This is a genomic window from Sulfitobacter sp., from assembly GCF_039977885.1.
In the GTDB taxonomy this organism is placed as follows: domain Bacteria; phylum Pseudomonadota; class Alphaproteobacteria; order Rhodobacterales; family Rhodobacteraceae; genus Sulfitobacter.
Window position 1 is genome coordinate 440251 of record NZ_JBDWCI010000012.1, and the last position, 17750, is coordinate 458000.

19 protein-coding genes are annotated in these 17750 nt (G+C 57.2%); 12 read left to right on the forward strand and 7 right to left on the reverse strand.

Annotated features, from left to right (window positions below; genetic code table 11):
• Positions 1-3: 3 nt before the first annotated feature.
• On the forward strand, positions 4-1161 hold the full coding sequence (gene rnd, locus ABJM03_RS10480; RefSeq protein ID WP_348417334.1) for a ribonuclease D: 1158 nt from the start codon (positions 4-6) through the stop codon (positions 1159-1161).
• A 67-nt stretch (positions 1162-1228) separates the two neighbouring features.
• Here the strand turns inward: rnd and ABJM03_RS10485 are convergent, their stop codons facing one another.
• Entirely contained in the window at positions 1229-1750 is a 522-nt protein-coding gene (locus ABJM03_RS10485) for a hypothetical protein (RefSeq protein WP_348417335.1), read from the reverse strand.
• 131 nt (positions 1751-1881) lie between these two features.
• Between ABJM03_RS10485 and ABJM03_RS10490 the strand changes: the two genes are divergently transcribed.
• A complete protein-coding gene (locus tag ABJM03_RS10490; RefSeq protein WP_348417336.1) occupies positions 1882-2292 on the forward strand; it encodes a SufE family protein in 411 nt (136 codons plus the stop codon).
• Between the two features lie 74 nt (positions 2293-2366).
• Here ABJM03_RS10490 and ABJM03_RS10495 read toward each other — a convergent pair whose 3' ends face one another.
• From ABJM03_RS10495 to bmt, 4 genes are all read right to left on the reverse strand, one after another.
• Positions 2367-3002 carry a DUF1638 domain-containing protein gene (locus ABJM03_RS10495; RefSeq protein ID WP_348417337.1) on the reverse strand — a complete coding sequence of 212 codons (636 nt, stop codon included), beginning with the start codon at positions 3000-3002 and terminating at the stop codon, positions 2367-2369.
• Entirely contained in the window at positions 2999-3154 is a 156-nt protein-coding gene (locus ABJM03_RS10500; protein ID WP_348417338.1) for a hypothetical protein, read from the reverse strand. The genes ABJM03_RS10495 and ABJM03_RS10500 overlap by 4 nt, the downstream gene beginning before the upstream one ends.
• 95 nt (positions 3155-3249) lie before the next feature.
• Positions 3250-3948, reverse strand: coding sequence for a B12-binding domain-containing protein (locus ABJM03_RS10505; RefSeq protein WP_348417339.1), 699 nt, complete (start codon positions 3946-3948; stop codon positions 3250-3252).
• Positions 3949-4076: 128 nt separating this feature from the next.
• Positions 4077-5090, reverse strand: coding sequence for a betaine--homocysteine S-methyltransferase (bmt, locus tag ABJM03_RS10510; RefSeq protein WP_348417340.1), 1014 nt, complete (start codon positions 5088-5090; stop codon positions 4077-4079).
• A 222-nt stretch (positions 5091-5312) separates the two neighbouring features.
• Here bmt and purC point away from each other — a divergent pair, with 222 nt between their 5' ends.
• Genes purC through ABJM03_RS10535 form a run of 5 tightly spaced genes read left to right on the forward strand, consistent with a single transcriptional unit; the run spans position 5313 to position 10160 of the window.
• The gene (gene purC / locus ABJM03_RS10515; RefSeq protein ID WP_348417341.1) at positions 5313-6074 is read left to right on the forward strand and encodes a phosphoribosylaminoimidazolesuccinocarboxamide synthase; all 762 of its coding nucleotides are present in this window, start codon (positions 5313-5315) and stop codon (positions 6072-6074) included.
• A gap of 43 nt (positions 6075-6117) precedes the next feature.
• The gene (gene purS, locus ABJM03_RS10520) at positions 6118-6348 is read left to right on the forward strand and encodes a phosphoribosylformylglycinamidine synthase subunit PurS (protein ID WP_348417342.1); all 231 of its coding nucleotides are present in this window, start codon (positions 6118-6120) and stop codon (positions 6346-6348) included.
• Positions 6348-7016: a phosphoribosylformylglycinamidine synthase subunit PurQ gene (purQ, locus tag ABJM03_RS10525; protein WP_348417343.1), complete on the forward strand. Its 669-nt coding sequence runs from the start codon at positions 6348-6350 to the stop codon at positions 7014-7016. The genes purS and purQ overlap by 1 nt, the downstream gene beginning before the upstream one ends.
• Positions 7017-7051: 35 nt before the next feature.
• Entirely contained in the window at positions 7052-8821 is a 1770-nt protein-coding gene (locus ABJM03_RS10530) for an ATP-binding protein (RefSeq protein ID WP_348417344.1), read from the forward strand.
• A 4-nt stretch (positions 8822-8825) separates the two neighbouring features.
• A complete protein-coding gene (locus ABJM03_RS10535) occupies positions 8826-10160 on the forward strand; it encodes a sigma-54 dependent transcriptional regulator (RefSeq protein WP_348417345.1) in 1335 nt (444 codons plus the stop codon).
• An 81-nt stretch (positions 10161-10241) separates the two neighbouring features.
• On the opposite strand, the gene ABJM03_RS10540 is transcribed toward ABJM03_RS10535, so the two are convergent.
• A complete protein-coding gene (locus ABJM03_RS10540) occupies positions 10242-10538 on the reverse strand; it encodes a hypothetical protein (RefSeq protein WP_348417346.1) in 297 nt (98 codons plus the stop codon).
• 261 nt (positions 10539-10799) lie between these two features.
• Here ABJM03_RS10540 and ABJM03_RS10545 point away from each other — a divergent pair, with 261 nt between their 5' ends.
• The gene (locus tag ABJM03_RS10545; protein WP_348417347.1) at positions 10800-10985 is read left to right on the forward strand and encodes a hypothetical protein; all 186 of its coding nucleotides are present in this window, start codon (positions 10800-10802) and stop codon (positions 10983-10985) included.
• 129 nt (positions 10986-11114) lie between these two features.
• On the forward strand, positions 11115-13940 hold the full coding sequence (locus tag ABJM03_RS10550; protein ID WP_348417348.1) for a ribonuclease E/G: 2826 nt from the start codon (positions 11115-11117) through the stop codon (positions 13938-13940).
• A gap of 68 nt (positions 13941-14008) precedes the next feature.
• On the opposite strand, the gene ABJM03_RS10555 is transcribed toward ABJM03_RS10550, so the two are convergent.
• The gene (locus ABJM03_RS10555; RefSeq protein ID WP_348417349.1) at positions 14009-14254 is read right to left on the reverse strand and encodes a sulfurtransferase TusA family protein; all 246 of its coding nucleotides are present in this window, start codon (positions 14252-14254) and stop codon (positions 14009-14011) included.
• Between the two features lie 72 nt (positions 14255-14326).
• On the opposite strand from ABJM03_RS10555, the gene ABJM03_RS10560 reads away from it, so the two are divergent.
• The 3 genes from ABJM03_RS10560 to ABJM03_RS10570 all read left to right on the forward strand — a co-directional run bounded on the left by ABJM03_RS10560 (position 14327) and on the right by ABJM03_RS10570 (position 17732).
• Positions 14327-15079 carry a cytochrome c biogenesis protein CcdA gene (locus tag ABJM03_RS10560; protein ID WP_348417350.1) on the forward strand — a complete coding sequence of 251 codons (753 nt, stop codon included), beginning with the start codon at positions 14327-14329 and terminating at the stop codon, positions 15077-15079.
• 71 nt (positions 15080-15150) lie between these two features.
• Positions 15151-16383 (forward strand): hypothetical protein, encoded by a 1233-nt coding sequence (locus ABJM03_RS10565; RefSeq protein WP_348417351.1) that lies wholly within the window; start codon positions 15151-15153, stop codon positions 16381-16383.
• Positions 16380-17732 carry a cytochrome P450 gene (locus tag ABJM03_RS10570; RefSeq protein ID WP_348417352.1) on the forward strand — a complete coding sequence of 451 codons (1353 nt, stop codon included), beginning with the start codon at positions 16380-16382 and terminating at the stop codon, positions 17730-17732. Before ABJM03_RS10565 ends, ABJM03_RS10570 begins: the two co-directional genes overlap by 4 nt.
• The last annotated feature ends 18 nt before the right edge of the window (positions 17733-17750 follow it).

The following is a 17750-nucleotide window of genomic DNA, read 5'->3' on the forward strand; positions in this document are numbered from 1 at the left end:
GATATGCGTACGATTACAACGACTCAAGACCTTGCAGAGTACTGTGCAGAGGCAGCAACCCATCCCTTTGTCACCGTTGATACCGAATTCCTGCGCGAGCGGACGTATTACTCTAAACTGTGTCTAGTGCAGCTTGCCATGCCGGGCACTGATGACAGCGGTGCTGTGTTGGTGGATCCACTGGCCGAAGGCCTGTCGCTCGAGCCGCTTTATGAATTATTCCGCGATACATCCGTGGTCAAAGTCTTCCATGCGGCGCGGCAGGATCTTGAGATTTTCTATGTCGATGCGCAAGTCTTTCCCGAACCGCTGTTTGATACGCAGGTTGCTGCAATGGTCTGCGGCTTTGGAGAGCAGGTGGGCTATGAAACGCTGGTGCGCAAGATTGCCAAGGAAGGCGTGGATAAGACATCGCGTTTTACCGATTGGTCCCGCCGCCCGCTGACAGAGGCCCAAAAAAGCTATGCCTTGGCGGATGTAACCCATCTGCGGCAGATCTATGAATTCCTTGCGGCCAAGCTCGAGAAAACAGGCCGCCACAGCTGGGTCGCAGAAGAGCTGAAGGTGCTGACATCACCGGACACCTATATCACCGCCCCGCAAGATGCATGGAAGCGGGTAAAAACCCGCACCAGCTCGGGGCGCTTTTTGGCAATTGTGCGCGAGTTGGCGGCCTTTCGGGAGGCATATGCCCAAGAACGCAACATCCCGCGTAGCCGTGTCTACAAGGATGATGCGCTGGTCGAGCTTGCATCCAACAAGCCTAAGAACCACGAAGAGCTGGGCCGCGCGCGGCTTTTGCTGCGCGATGCGCGTAAGGGCGAGATTGCAGAGGGTATTCTCAAAGCGGTGGCCGAAGGTGTTGCCTGTCCGAATGACAAGCTACCGCAACCCGATCGCAGTCGTGAGAAATTGCAGGTAAACCCTGCGTTAGCCGATCTCCTGCGCGTCTTGCTGAAGGCGAAAACCGAGAGCGCCGGTGTGGCGGCGAAATTGATCGCAACTGCGGCTGATCTGGATTCGATTGCCTCGGGTGCGCGGGATGTGCAGGCGTTGAGCGGCTGGCGTATGGAGGTATTCGGTACTGATGCGCTGGCGCTATGCGAGGGTAAGATTGCGCTTACCGCCGCTGGCAATGAAGTCAAAGTTGTGCAGGTCTAAGCCTGCACAAATTTATAATATAATTCAATTGATTGCGCGCTAAGATGACGCGAGGTGCAGCGCGTCTTTAGCGGCGTACCACGCGGGAGTTCCGCAGCCCTTCGACCCGGATTGAACGCACGCCGCGCAACTTCTGGTCGGTCAGGCTGCGCGCAACTGTCACCTCACGGCTGGCAGGGCTGCCCACGCGGGTATTGGTCGGCTCAAGCCCTTCAAGACGGTAAGTGAGCACACCGTCTACGGGTTGTTCGTCTTCATTCATTGTGGTCAGCCGTACATCGTAGACGCCCTGACGGTCAGAGCGACCGGTGACACGGACGATCGCCCCGCCATCGCGACGCTCAACCACCAGTTGGACCACTTCGCCGAAGGGTTTTCCGTTATAGACAGGTTCGACCCCGATGCCTGTGACGCTTTTCAAAAGGCTCCGATCGCCGCCTGTCGGGATAAGCGGATTCACCGGCCGGTCGTCTTGGGGGGGGGCAACTTCGGATGTGCTTCGCCCGAACCAGCCGAAAGGGTTCAAAGAACCGCCGCAAGCGCCAAGCGTAAGAGATGCAACGAGAAGGGCGGAAAGTGAAATGCGCATGGGACCTGCCGAATGATACTGCCGTTCCTTTGTGACCTACTTCATCTAGGCGCACAAGAAAAGAGGCAGCACTGGACCTGAGTGCCGCAAAGGCATACCTCAGAGCGGATAAGACATCACAGGAGCAGGCCATGAGCACCGCGCAATTTGAAGAATTGGTTGAGGATTTCGAATTTCTCGAGGATTGGGAGGATCGTTACCGCCATGTGATTGATCAGGGTAAGGCTATGGAGGCATTGCCAGAAGCGCTTTGCGTTCCGGCGACCAAGGTGGATGGCTGTGCCAGTCAGGTGTGGCTTCATGCCGAGATGAAAGACGGGCGGCTGCATTTTGACGGTGCCTCTGATGCGATGATTGTTTCGGGGCTGATCGCGGTCTTGCGCACGCTCTATAACGGGCTGACACCTGCCGAGGTGATGGCGGTGGACGCAAGGGCGCAATTGGGACGGTTGGGGCTGAATGAGCATCTATCGGCACAGCGATCAAACGGATTACGGGCGATGATCGAGCGGGTGCGCGAAACGGCGGCGCGAGAGGTTTAGCAAGGAAGGGGGGCGCTGCCCCCTTGGCCTTTGGCCAATTCCCCCAGAGTATTTCCGGCTAGAGAAAATAGGGATCAGAGGTTTGAGAGGGCGGTTTTCAGGTCGCCGTAGCCGGTATGCCGGTGTTCAAACGCAAGGCCGAGGCGATCTGCACAGATTTTGGCCCGGGCGAGCAGGGCAGGGTCTTCTGTTTGGGATTGATAGACGAGTTTTTCGTAATTGGCGAAATACATGTCGCGCAGTTCGGGATGGCGATCGAGCCCCATGGGTTTGATGATAAATGCGTCGAATTGCCGAACGAGAAAATCGGTTAGGTAGAAGGTCGTGATTTCATCGGCGCTGGAGGCGGCGAAGCGGTCGTTGCCTTCAAAAAAGCTGTAGCAATGAGGCCCTGCTATCATCTGCACGCCAAGTTCTTTGCAGGCGGCTTGCAAGTGGCCGCCTGTGCCGCAGTCGGCATAGGCGACGAAGATGTCGGCGTAAGAGTCGCGATGTTTGGCGACAGCATTGCGCACGGCATCGGTGATTTTGTCGGGGTAGAGGTGATAGTTGGCCGGCAGGCAGGTAAGGTCCAGATGGGTCCAGCCGTTTGCGGCTTTTAGATCTAGGATTTCGCGGGCGAGGGCGCCGCAGGCAATGATCAGGACACGCCCTTGCTGCGCAGCGAGGGGCAGGCCTGCCTCGGTCAGTTGGGTGTCACTAAGGGTCATTTGAGAGCAACCCGCGCCGCGATGGTTGCAATCGTAAGGGCAGGAAGGGGAAGGGCCATGAGGCTGGCACCGCCAAGGGATATAGCCCAGAGGGTGATGCCGCTGGCTGATATCACAGCAGCAAGAAGAAGAGCGAAGGATTGGATTGGCATGGATGTCTCCTTTACCTTTGTAAGATAGGCGGGGATGAGCCACGAAAAAAGGCCCCGCATCATGCAGGGCCTTTGGGGAAGCGCATATGCCAGGATCAGGCGTTTATGCTGTTGTGTTTGCGGCCGACCCACTCTTTTGCTGTCTCCACAGCCACGGCTGCGTCACGACAATAGGCGTCTGCACCGATGGCTTTGCCGAATTCTTCGTTCAGGGGCGCGCCGCCGACCAGCACGATATAGTCGTCGCGGATGCCTTGTTCGACCATCGTGTCGATCACGACCTTCATGTAGGGCATTGTGGTTGTCAGTAGCGCGGACATGCCGAGGATGTCAGGGCCTTCTTTTTCCATCGCTTCGAGGTAGGCTTCGACGGAGTTGTTGATGCCAAGATCGACTACTTCGAAGCCGGCCCCTTCCATCATCATGCCGACAAGGTTCTTGCCGATATCGTGGATGTCGCCCTTTACCGTGCCAATAACCATTTTGCCGACGCGGGGGGCACCGGTTTCGGCCAGCAGCGGTTTGAGGATAGACATACCGCCTTTCATGGCGTTGGCGGCCAGCAGCACTTCGGGCACAAAAAGGATGCCATCGCGGAAATCCGCTCCTACGATGGTCATGCCACCGACAAGCGCTTTGGTCAGGATGTCGTAAGGGGCCCATTTGCGTTCGAGCAGGATGTTCACGCCTTCTTCGATCTCTTCTTTGAGACCGTCATACAGGTCGTCGAACATTTGCTGGACAAGTTCTTCGTCGTCGAGTTCGGACAGGATGATTTCGTCTTCGTCAGACATGGCATTCCCCTTTATTGCTGGGCTTTTGAACCTGGTAAATTCTGTTTTCGCAGGTTGCGACCAAAATACTAAATCATTTGCGACCTCACAGCGGCAAGCCGCGACGCGGTGTCGCAGATTTTACTTGCTCAGGCGCGTCGGCGGCTTCTGCGTGGCGCACGGGTGGGGCCAGCGCCGTCTGTGCCGTCGCTTTCGGAAGAGAACGCGCCAAGAGCGCTGGAGATCTCGGCCAGTTCGGGCAGGCTGCCTTTTGGGGTGCTGTCCAGAGCTTCGCGCATCTTTTCGAGGTGGGCGGGCATGGTGCCACAGCATCCGCCGATGACCTGCGCGCCGCAGTTGCGCGCCATCACGGCATAGGTTGCCATCAATTCGGGCGTGCCGTCATAGTGGATGTGGCCATCGTGGTATTTGGGAATGCCTGCATTGCCTTTGGCAACAAGCGGGTGGGTGGCACCCGCAGTGGCAAATCCCAACACGGTGCGCAGCAGATCGGATGCGCCGGTGCCGCAGTTGGCCCCATAGGCCAGCGGGGCGGCCTGCATCTGGCCAACCATTTCGACCATGCCGGCAGAGGTAAGGCCCATCATCGTGCGCCCTGCGGTGTCAAAGCTCATGGTGCCGACCCAGGGAAGACCAGCCAGCGCAAAGCCTTCGGCCGCGGCGCGGTATTCTTCGGGGGCCGAGATTGTCTCGAGCCATCCAATGTCGGCACCGCCTGCTTTTAGTCCGTCTGCCGTCTCATGGAACATCTCGACAGCGCTGGCATGGCTGAGCGTGCCTACGGGCTCCATGATCTCGCCCGTGGGACCGACGGAGCCTGCAACGATGACCTTGCGCCCTGCGGTGTCGGCGACTTCGCGGGCCAGCTCGGCTGCGACGCGGCTCAGCTCATGGGCGCGTTTGGCCGCATTGTGCAGTTTCAGGCGCGAGGCATTGGCGCCGAAGCTGTTGGTCAGAAACAGGTCCGAGCCCGCATTCACAGCGCCGCGATAGAGCTTGAGGATATTATCCGGCTTTTCTGTATTCCAGAACTCTGGCGGCTCGCCTGATTCCAGACCCATGTTGAACAGGTTGGTGCCCGTAGCCCCATCGGCCAGCAGGAAGCCTTTTTCGGCAAGTAGATCGTCAAAAAGATTGCTCATGGGAATATGTCCTGAAGATTTCCCTGCGCTGCTTTCATGTGCTGGACTTGAGTGCAACTTCATATTCTTCATCTTGTTTATGAGGTGGCCTCAAAATGCCGGCGTGTCCATGGCTTGCAGCCGATGTCAGCGCTGGAAGCTTGCAGCACACCCGCCCATACACTAAGAGAGGCGCAAACACGCAGCGGGACTGTCCCGCACCCATCCAGACAGGGGACGCCCATGGCCCGCCGCAAGAAAATCTACGAAGGCAAAGCAAAGATTCTCTATGAAGGCCCGGAGCCTGGCACGATTGTGCAATACTTCAAAGATGACGCCACTGCGTTCAATGCGCAGAAAAAGGACGTGATCGACGGCAAAGGTGTCCTGAACAACCGTTTGTCCGAGTATTTTATGACTGGTCTGAACCAGATCGGCGTACCGACGCATTTCATCAAGCGACTCAATATGCGCGAGCAACTGGTCCGTCAGGTCGAGATCGTGCCGCTGGAAGTGATCGTGCGCAACTATGCTGCGGGCACCATGTCCAAGCGGTTGGGCATTGAAGAAGGCACGCAATTGCCGCGCCCGATCGTGGAATATTGCCTCAAGGATGATTCCCTCGGCGATCCGTTGGTCAGCGAAGAGCACATCGCAGCCTTTGGTTGGGCCAGCCAGCAAGACATGGAAGACATCCTGAGCCTCGCGCTGCGGGTGAATGATTTCATGTCCGGTGTCATGTACGGTGTCGGTATCAAACTGGTCGATTTCAAGATCGAGATTGGCCGTGTGTTTGATGGTGACTTCCAGCGTTTGATCGTTGCAGACGAGATTTCGCCGGATAGCTGCCGTTTGTGGGACATCGAGACCGGTGAAAAGCTGGACAAAGATGTGTTCCGCCGCGATCTGGGGTCGCTCACGGATGCTTATACAGAAGTGGCTAAACGGTTGGGTGTTATGCCTAAAACCTCAACGCCGATTACAAAACCAACGCTGATCAACTGACGCCTGCGTCGGATCTGGAAACGAAAGAAAAGGGTGTGGCACGATGAAAGCTCGGGTGCATGTGATGTTGAAAAACGGTGTTCTGGACCCGCAAGGCGAGGCCGTGCGCCACGCGCTTGGGGCCATGGGCTTTGACGGTGTGCAAGGCGTTCGCCAAGGCAAAGTGATCGAGCTGGATCTGGCCGACGGTGCCACAGAGGCTGACGTTGAGCAGATGTGTGAAAAGCTGCTAGCGAATACGGTGATCGAAAGCTATTCGGTGGAGCTGGCCTGATGCGCGCTGCTGTCGTTGTATTTCCCGGGTCCAATTGTGACCGCGATCTGGCTGTCGCTTTTGAGCAGGCCGGTGCCGATGTCACCATGGTCTGGCACAAGGACAGCGAACTGCCCGAAGGTGTCGACATTGTCGGCGTTCCGGGCGGGTTTTCTTATGGCGACTATCTGCGTTGTGGCGCGATTGCGGCAAACTCTCCGATCTGCAAATCCGTTGCGGCCCATGCCGGACGCGGTGGGTATGTTTTGGGGATTTGTAACGGTTTTCAGGTCCTGACCGAAACCGGCCTGCTGCCTGGTGCCTTGTTGCGCAACGCAGGGCTGAAATATATTTGCAAGACCGTTGGTTTGAAGGTCGAGACTTCGGCATCCGATTTCACCGCAGGCTATAACGCTGGTGATGTGATCGACATTCCGATTGCCCACCACGATGGCAATTATTTCGCGGATGACGACACTTTGGCGATGCTGAAGGGCGAGGACCGTGTGGCCTTTACCTACACGGACAACCCGAACGGCGCACGCGATGATATCGCAGGCATCCTGTCGGACAACCGCCGCGTGCTTGGTATGATGCCGCACCCCGAGCGGGCAGCGGATGCTGGCCATGGTGGCACCGATGGTGTGGCGCTCTTCCGCGCATTGGCGGGTGCACTGACCACAGCCTGACTTGAGCACGCTTTACTGTGTGATAGAGTGCAGGAATGGACCAAACCCAATTCCGTGATCCCGATACATGGCAGCCGTCGGCAATCAGCTGGCGGGTGCGCATCGCATTAGTTGGCCTTTTGGTGTTGGCGATTGTTGTCATCTCGATCACCAACCGGCTTTTGACAGATCGTTTCACCGAAAGCACACGCAACCGTGCCGAATTGCGCATCGCGCTTTATGGCGGCAACCTTCTGGCCGAACTGCGACAGAACGCGATTGTGCCGCAGCTTTTGGGCCGTGACCCTACGCTTATTTCTGCATTGGAAAGTGCCGATTATTCGCTTTCTACCCAGCGGTTGATCTCCTTTGTTGAGGAAATCGGCGCTGCATCTTTGATGTTGTTGGATAATGACGGGCGCATTGTTGCGGCCACGGATCGCAACCGCCTTGGTTCGTCTTTTCGGTCCGAGGCATATTTTGTGGATGCCATTCGGGCGAATTCGACCATCTTCAGTGTGATCGAGCTGGAAACAGGGGGGTATGGATTCTTTTATTCCCGCCGTATCCAGAATGGTGGCAACACCATTGGCGTGATTGCGGTAGAGGTCGATCTCAAGAAATTCGAACGCGCATGGGCGGGGATTTCCGACGCGGTCATCGTGACTGACAGCACGGGGCAAATTCTTTTGGCGACCGAACCGCGTTGGCGCGGGGAGACAGAAGCAGAAGCGCTGGCAAACCAGACCCCTCAAAGCGCGATCGAGCGTGCAATTCAGGCAACCGCAGATTGGACTGCCTTGCCGCCCGATGCCTATCTACAGGGCGAGGCGGTGATGCGTCTGGATGCACGGGTCAATTTTCGCGGCTGGCGGATGGTGAGCTACACCACATACGCCAGCGTACGCGAACGTGTGAACGGGGTGCTTGCGCTTGAGGTTATGGGATTCGCGATCCTGTTGGCGCTGGCCTTCTATTTCCTCAGCCGCCGTACGGCGGGCCGCGCGGCGATTTTCCAACGCGAGTCGGCAGAGCTTCGCGCATTGAACGCCGCACTCCAGCGGGAAATCGCTGAGCGTAAGCGCGTGCAGGAAACGCTGGCTGTGGCGGAACAGACACTGGAGCAATCAAGCAAACTGGCAGCATTGGGCGAAATGTCGGCGGCGGTAAGCCATGAATTGAACCAACCGCTTGCAGCAATGAAAACATATCTGGCAGGCGCACGCCTGCTTTTGCGCCGCAACCGCCCCGATGAGGCGCTCAGCAGTTTCGGGCGCATTGACGACTTGATCGAACGTATGGGGGCCATCACCCGCCAGTTGAAATCCTATGCCCGCAAGGGGCAAGAGGCCTTTTCTCCGGTAAATATGGCGGATGCGCTCAGTGGGTCCTTGTCGATGATGGAGCCGCAGCTACGTCAGAGGCAGGTGCAGATCGCGCAAATCCTGCCTGATACGCCGGTGTATACGTTGGGTGACCGGATGCGGTTGGAACAGGTTTTGGTCAACCTCTTGCGCAACGCATTGGATGCCACCAAATCAGAGCGGAGCCCGAAAGTAGAGATTATGTTGAGCGCAGGAGAGACAGTAACATTGACAGTGCGCGACAACGGTCCGGGGATTGAAGACTTGGATGCGCTCTTTGAGCCGTTCTACACTACCAAACAGCCCGGCGATGGGGTGGGGCTTGGCCTTGCCATTTCGTCGGGGATTGTCAGCGACCTTGGTGGTCGACTGACGGCGCGCAACGGCCAAGGGGGCGGCGCGGTATTCGAGATACAATTGCCGGTCTATGATGGCAAAAGAGAAACACAAGCGGCGGAGTAATATAATGGCTCAGGCGATGAAGATTGCGATTGTGGATGACGAGCAGGATATGCGGCAGTCCATCAGCCAATGGCTGGCCTTGTCAGGCTATGACACGGAAACCTTTCCAAGCGCTGAGGATGCGCTCAAGGTATTGGGGCCGGATTATCCGGGCATTGTGATCTCTGATATCAAGATGCCGGGCATGGACGGTATGCAGTTTCTGAAAAAACTGATGGGTTCGGATTCTGCCTTGCCGGTGATCATGATCACTGGTCACGGCGACGTGCCCATGGCCGTCGAAGCCATGCGTGTAGGGGCGTTTGATTTTCTCGAAAAACCGTTCAATCCCGACCGGATGAGCGAGCTTGCCAAAAAGGCGACAGCATCGCGCCGTTTGGTGATGGATAACCGTCTGCTGCGCCGCGAGCTGAGCGATGGTGGGCAGCTGATGAAAAAGCTGATTGGCCAAAGCCCCGTTATGGAGCGTTTGCGCGAGGATATCCTTGATCTGGGGCAGGCTGATGGTCATGTCCTGATTGACGGTGAAACGGGCACGGGCAAGACGCTGGTGGCACATGCGCTGCATGCAGTCGGTAGCCGTGCGGGTAAGAAATTTGTTCTGGTCAGCGCGTCCGCCTTTGAAGAAGAGGCGTTGGCCAAGCGTTTGTTCGGCCCGATGATGCCCGAGGATGCGCAATTGCCCGCGATCGAGCAGGCGCGCGGCGGAACGCTTGTTCTTGAGGATGTCGAGGCGCTTTCAGAGACTTTGCAGGCACGTTTGCTTTCCGCGATCAACGAACAGGGGACCCCTGCGGAAACACGCATCGTGGCGATATCAAACCTGCAGGAGGCAGGGCGCACATCCGAGGATGTGCTGCGCTCTGATCTCTTTTACCGATTGGCGGCCTTGCGGATTACCGTTCCACCGCTGCGCCAGCGTGGCGAAGATATCTTGACCCTGTTCACCCGTCTGAGTGACCAGTTCGCGGATGAATATGGCTGTGAAGCGCCTCAAGTCACCGCACAAGAGGCCGCGCAGCTGCTACAGGCCCCTTGGCCGGGTAATGTGCGCCAGCTGATCAATGTGGCAGAGCGTGCTGTTCTGCAATCGCGCCGCGGTTCGGGCACTATCGCGTCGCTGTTGATGTCGGATCATGACGAGATGCAGCAGGTGATGACAACAGAAGGCAAGCCGCTCAAAGAATATGTGGAAGCCTTTGAACGTATGCTGATCGACAACACCATGCGCCGGCACAAAGGGTCAATCGCCAGTGTCATGGATGAACTTTGTCTGCCGCGCCGGACGTTGAACGAAAAAATGGCCAAATATCAGTTGCAGCGATCCGACTACCTGTAACCTGTTCGTAATGATCTACGAAAAAGGGGCGCATCGGATGCGCCCCTTTTTGTTGAATGTCGTGTATTGCGCTAAAAAGCTTTAGCTGGCGTCCATTTTTACCAATTGCTGCGCGTTGCCTTCATCATCGGTCAGGCACATCCAGCGTTCCTGCAAAGCGGGCGCATCAACGATATATTGGTTTACCTCGATCACGGGCAGGGTAGTGTTGAGCGTTGCGTCCGATTTGGTCTGGTTCTTCACGGCGCTGATGCAGGTACGTGCTGCGCGTGCTTCGCGGCGTACTTCGGGATCTTTATCGAACTCGGCCACATCACATGCAGTGAGGGCGAGGGCAGCCATACAGCCAAATACGGCGGGGCGGGAAAGTAACGTCATTGTGTCTCCTGAAGTGCAGCATTGGTGCGCATGCACCTTGATTGTTTCAAATAACCGTATCCCTAATAAACTCGGGCGGCAACATGCATGCATGGGGAAACCATGAGCATATCCTCGCAGAATTTCATTCTAATTACGGGTTTGCACGTATTTGAGCGTGATTGCCCATTGTGTTTGCACCCCGCGTGCTTTTACTTAGGACGAAGGGCATAGCTCGCGTGAAATACGCCACCTATGTACCCCGAAAGATGAGTTTCGCTGTTGCCATCCGACATATCGGATGTGCCACAGACCGATAGTGCCGGAAACGGCAGTGAGACGCTGATGGAATTTGATGGTTTATCGCCGGAAATGACACAGTTTTTAATGGATGTTCGGCGCGCCCTGCCTGTTCGGGTTGCGCACCCTGCATCGGAGAAGAACCGCGATGACGCGCGCAAAAACTGAATACAGTATCGGGAGCGGCCTACGGGCCTGCACCGCTGTGCCGTCATACATCGCCCTGACAAGACACATATCGCACCGCCTAGCCCCCTTAGGGAGGCCAGCGCCGTCGCGCCTGTGCAGAAGAGTAAAATGCCTAAGAAAATGCTTATCGATGCCACCCACGCGGAAGAAACCCGCGTTGTTGTGGTCGACGGAAACAAAGTCGAGGAATTCGATTTCGAATCCGAGAATCGCCGCCAGCTGGCCGGCAATATCTATCTCGCCAAGGTAACGCGCGTAGAGCCGTCGCTTCAGGCGGCCTTTGTCGACTACGGCGGCAACCGTCACGGGTTCCTTGCGTTCTCGGAAATCCACCCTGATTACTACCAGATTCCTGTAGCCGACCGCGAGGCGCTGCTGGAAGAAGAGCGGGCCTATGCCAAAGCGCAAGCCGCTAAGGATGAAGAAGAGCCAAAGCCCAAGCGCCGCACACGATCACGCAAGCCCAAGGCAGAAGAAGCAGTCACCGAGGATGCAAAGACCTCAACCGAGATTGACGGCATGGAAACCGTCGATCTGGACGAGGAAGATGTGTCCGAGGATGAGGCGTCTTCGCCGATGGAGCGGGTCAAGGAATCCCCTGTCGAAACACCTGAGACAAGCGAAGAAGCTGACAGTGATGACAGCGACGATGACGCCTCAGAGGCTGGCAAAAGTGATGCTGCCGAAAAAGACGAGACCATTGAATCGGTCGCGGATGAAGACGACAGCGAAGACATCCGTCCAGTACGTAAACCCCGTCCTCGCCGCTATAAAATTCAGGAAGTTATCAAGGTACGCCAGATTTTGCTGGTTCAGGTCGTCAAGGAAGAACGCGGCAACAAAGGCGCTGCTTTAACGACCTACCTGTCGCTGGCAGGGCGTTATTGCGTTTTGATGCCGAACACAGCCCGTGGCGGTGGCATCAGTCGCAAGATCACCAATGCTGCCGACCGCAAAAAGCTCAAAGAAATCGCGCAAGAGATCGAAGTGCCGCAAGGTGCCGGCCTTATTGTGCGTACAGCAGGGGCCAAGCGCACCAAGGCCGAGATCAAGCGCGACTATGAGTATCTGCAACGTATGTGGGAGCAGATCCGCGAGCTGACGTTGAAATCCATCGCGCCTGCCAAGATCTACGAAGAAGGCGATCTGATCAAACGCTCGATCCGCGATTTGTATAACCGCGACATCGACGAAGTCTTTGTCGAGGGTGAGCGCGGCTACCGCATCGCCAAGGACTTCATGAAGATGATCATGCCGTCCCACGCGAAAAACGTGAAGCGCTATGAGGAAACGCTGCCTCTGTTCGCGCGCTATCAGGTTGAAGGCTACCTTGCGGGGATGTTCAATCCCACGGTTCAGCTTCCCTCGGGCGGCTATATCGTGATCGACACCACCGAGGCGCTTGTGGCCGTTGACGTGAACTCGGGCCGTGCGACGAAAGAGGGCAGCATCGAGCAGACCGCTCTGAAGACCAACCTTGAAGCTGCTGCCGAAGTGGCACGTCAGCTGCGGTTGCGTGACCTTGCGGGCCTGATCGTGATCGACTTCATCGACATGGACGAGCGGCGCAATAACTCTGCCGTCGAAAAAATGATGAAGGACAAGCTCAAGACGGACCGCGCGCGCATTCAGGTGGGCCGCATCTCCGGCTTTGGCCTGATGGAAATGTCCCGTCAGCGTCTGCGCCCTGGCATGATCGAGGCGACAACACAGCCTTGTCACGCCTGTCATGGTACCGGCCTGATCCGTTCGGACGACAACCTTGCGCTGTCGATCCTGCGCGCCATCGAGGAAGAAGGCACACGCCGCCGTTCTCGTGAGGTATTGATCAAGGCTCCTATCGGGATCGCCAACTTCTTGATGAACCAGAAGCGCGAACATATCGCGCATATCGAAGCCCGTTACGGCATGAGCGTCCGGATCGAGGGGGACCCCCATTTGGTCAGCCCTGATTTCTCGATGGAGAAATTCAAGACGGCGACCCGCGTGGTGGCTGCGTCCAACCATGTTGTATCCGTAGATACATCGTTGATGGATCAGATCGACGAAGCCGATGCCGCCGCAGCCGAAGCAGCGGAGGCTGCGGATCGGGCAGAAGAGGCCAAAACAGCTGAGGGTGGTCATCAATCTGCAACCGTCGGTGAGGATGGTGAGGCCAAACCAAAGCGTAAGCGTCGTCGTCGTCGTCGCAGCCGTGGTGGCCGTACGACCACTGAAGAGACGCAAAACGAAGAAACGCAATCAGACGCGCAATCTGCCGAGGGTGAAGCCAAGGCAGAAGAAGCGGCCACTGAAACGCCGGCGACACCCGATGGGGAAGAGGCGGCCAAGCCCAAAACCCGTAGCCGTTCTCGCACGCGCAAGCCAAAGGAAGAGCCAACCCCGGTTGCCGAAGTGACCGCTGCGCCAGAAGAAGCCACTGAGGCTGCGCCGGAAGCCGCAGAAGAACCGGCACCAAAGCCCAAGCGCACCCGTGCACCGCGCAAGACCAAAGCGGCAATTGCCGCCGAAGCGGCAGCCGCAGCTGAGGCAGAGGCCACAGGGGCGGATGCACCTGCGAAGGGCGAAACCGAAGCAGAGCCAAAGGCCAAACCTGCGCCCAAACCCCGTGCGCCGCGTAAGCCGCGTACGACTACAACCAAGAAAGCGGCAGCAGCACCAGAAGCTGATGACGCGGTAGCACCGACCAAGGCTGAAGCCGCTGTTGAGGAGCCGAAAGCCGAGCCGGCAAAAGTAGAACCAAAGGCCGAAGCTCCGAAAGCAGAGCCTGAGGTAGCAGAGGTCAAACCGGCCGAAGCAGCACCAATGCCTGCGTCCGAGCCTGCAGCAGATCCAGTGGTCAGTGCTGCGGTCGAGGAAAAAGCCGCTGAAGCCCCTGCAGAAGAAGCGGCCAAGCCGCGTCGCAAGGGGTGGTGGTCACTTGGACGCGGGTAAGCCCGCCGCATCCTGAAACGAGAAAAGGCAGGCATAGCGCCTGCCTTTTTTGTTTTGTGTCGCCGGATTTAACCGGATTTTTCGATCAGATAGATCTGCGTGTCGCCTTCTTGGGTGCTCTCGATCAGCATGTGACCGGATTCCGCGCAATAATGAGGCACATCAATGACTGCTGCGGGATCATCCGCGCGCAGGCGCAAGCGGTCGCCGGCGGCCAATCCGGCCAGACGTTTGCGGGCTTTGAGGACGGGAAGGGGGCACAGCAGGCCCGTGGCATCAAGGTCATGTATCATGCATCTGGATGTAGGCTGCATGTTACAGCCTGTCCACAACCTTGTGACCATCTGACAGGTGACGGTCCGCGATCCAGCGTATAGCTGTGGCATATGTTTGGAATCGATATCATAGACGCAAGTCTTCTTCCCGCGATCACCATCGCCCTTGTGGCGGGTGTGATTAGTTTCCTGTCGCCCTGTGTGCTGCCCATTGTGCCGCCGTATCTGGCTTATATGAGCGGCGTTAGCCTCAATGATATGAGTTCGGAAAAGGTCGCACGCCGCAAGGCAACCATGGCGGCGTTGTTCTTTGTCATGGGGCTTAGCACGGTTTTCCTGATCCTCGGGTTTACGGCATCGGCTTTTGGCGCGTTTTTCCTGCAAAACCAGATCCTGTTCAGCCAGATATCGGGTGTTGTGGTGATTATCTTCGGTATCCATTTCCTTGGAATATTCCGCATCCCGTTTCTTGAGCGCGAAGCCCGTCTGGATGCGGGTGACAAAGGCGGATCATCCTTTGGTGCCTATGTTCTTGGTCTTGCGTTCGCCTTTGGCTGGACGCCTTGCATCGGCCCGCAACTTGGCGCGATCCTGTCGCTTGCGGCGGGTGAGGCTTCGGTGGCACGAGGCACGCTTTTGTTGGGTGTCTATGCGCTGGGTCTGGGCATTCCCTTCCTGCTGGCCGCGATGTTCATGAGCCGTGCAACCGGTGTGATGAACCACCTCAAACGCCATATGAAAGCGATCGAGCGCGGCATGGGGTTGCTGCTTTTGGTTGTGGGGATTGCGATGCTTACAGGTGCATTCACCACCTTTAGCTTCTGGTTGTTGGAAAGTTTCCCGGCGCTGGGGAATTTGGGTTAACCAAAGGCCTTACTTTGGCCGAAAACGCACGCTAGCATTGGCCAAACAATAACGAGGCCTGATGCAGACCCATGGCTGTCCCTGACAATCCAGTGTCGCGCCGGCGGGTGTTCTACATCCCCGGCTATGACCCCATCCATCCGCGCCGCTACCGCGAACTTTACCGCAAAGAATCCGCAGCACAGGCGGCGATATCGGGCTATGATATCGTCCTTCATGCCCGTCAGGGCGGGGCGCGATACGGTTGGGATGTGGCAGCGTCGATAGAGGGCAGCGAGGTCGCTGCGAGCGTTGATGTATTGGTCTGGTCCGATATCGTCCGCGACAGCATGGATACCTCGATCATCGGCACCTATGGTCAGCTTTTACGCACTGCTTGGGTTTATATGGGCAGTGGCGCGCTATGGCGGTTGATGCGGTTGCGCAAAGGTCCGGTGCTGGCCGCGCTTTACCCTGTCTTGATGCTTCTTGGGCAGCTGTTGCTGGCCTATCTGGCTGGAAGGGTGTCCTTCTATGTGATCACGGCGGTTTTAACCCCGCTGCTGGCGGGGGCGGCATCGGCGATTGCCGTTTTGATCGGGCTTGCTGTGTTTATCGGGCTGTTGCGTTGGTTCAAGGCCAAAGATGGCAAGTTTTTCGCTTATTACCTGATGCATGACTATGCTTATGGTGCTGCGACACGCGGCGCGAATACGCCTGCGTTAGAGGCGCGCATGGCTGAGTTCGGTGATGCGATTGCCGAGGCGCTGGCAGATGATGTGGATGAAGTGCTGGTGGTTGGCCATTCATCGGGCGCGCATCTGGGGGTATCCGTGCTGGCAGATCTTATCCGTGCAGGCAAGGTGCCCAAGAACGGCCCCGCCTTGGGGTTTTTATCATTGGGTCAGGTGGTGCCTATGGTGTCTTTTCTGGAGAATGCCCATCGGCTGCGGGGCGATCTTGCGTATTTGGGCAGTTCGGATGCGCTGACATGGGTAGATGTGACGGCACCTGGGGATGGCTGCGCCTTTGCGCTATGCGATCCGGTCGCGGTGAGTGGCGTCGCCGCCAGTGATCAACGTTGGCCTTTGGTGTTTTCCGCCGCCTTCACCCAAACGCTAAGCCCCGAGCGGTGGAAGGCGCTGCGGTGGAAGTTCTTCCGTCTGCATTTCCAATATATGTGCGCCTTTGATCGCCCGCGCGATTATGACTATTTCCGCATCACGGCGGGCCCCCAAACACTGGCTGCGCGCTATCACGGTCGCGGTCATTCCCGATCACGGATCACTGCAGCGGTGAATAAATTTACGAGCATAGGCACGTGATACAGCCCCCCAAACCCCCCAGCCGACCGGATCGAGTATCGCTTTGGCAGTATGCCAAACTATTCCGCGCAGACATCCTTTCGGCACAACCGGCAAGGCTATACCGCGCGTGGATGGCCGAGTTTCGCACGCCTTTTTTCCGCAGCTATCTACTCAACCAGCCTGATCTGGTGGCGCGGGTCCTGAAAGAGCGCCCTGATGATTTCCCCAAATCGACCCGTGTGAATGAAGGGCTACGGCCTTTGCTGGGGAATTCGGTCTTTGTCACCAATGGTGAAACATGGAAACGCCAGCGCCGCATTATTGATCCTGCGTTTGAAGGGGGGCGTTTGCGTGAGACGTTTCCTGCCATGTGGGACGCAGCAGAGGCCTGTGCTGCGCGGCTCGATGCGCGGGTAGGGACGCAGATCGAGGTTGAGGAAGAAACCAGCCATGCCGCTGCGGATGTGATTTTTCGCACATTGTTTTCCTTGCCGATTGAACACCATTTGGCGCGCGATGTGTTCGAGGAATTTAAAACTTATCAACGCAGCCAGCCGATCCTGAACCTTGCGGCGCTTGTTCCATTGCCGCGCTGGATGCCGCGGCTGTTTCGTCGGGACACAACCCGCAGCGCGGCGCGCATCCGCGCCTTGATCACACAACTCACCCAGGATCGGGCCGAAGCCATTCACGCCGGCAGCGCGCCCGATGATCTTGCGACCAAGATCATGACAACAGTTGATCCGCAAACAGGTGAGACCTTTAGCACCGAAGAAATGGTGGATCAGGTTGCGATATTCTTCCTTGCAGGTCATGAGACAAGCGCCTCGACCCTTGCCTGGGCGTTGTACCTGATGGCGCTTTATCCCGAATGGCAGGACCGTTTGGCAGCAGAAGCACAGGCCATGGAGACATGCGATTTCAACGTGATGTCCAAACTGCGGCTAAGCCGCGATGTATTTCGCGAAACACTGCGCCTTTATCCGCCTGTGCCGATGATGGTGCGTGAGAACACCTGCCCGCAACAGATGCGCGACCGTACCGTGCCCAAGGGCGCGCAATTGGTGGTAAGCCCGTGGCATCTACATCGGCACAACCGGTTATGGGATAATCCTGACGGCTTTGACCCGACCCGCTGGGCCACCGAAAATGGTAAAACCTGTCAACGCGAAGCGTTTATACCGTTTAGCGCGGGCGCTCGGGTTTGCCCCGGTGCCGGTTTTGCGATGATTGAAGGACCCCTGATCTTGAGTCGGATTCTACGCGACTATAAAGTGGCTTCAAATGCCGTTCCGGTGCCTGTTGCACACCTGACGGTACGGTCAAAAGACGGGATTCGGCTATCTCTTACGCGGCGTGAGCGCTAACAGGTATACTAGTTTGCG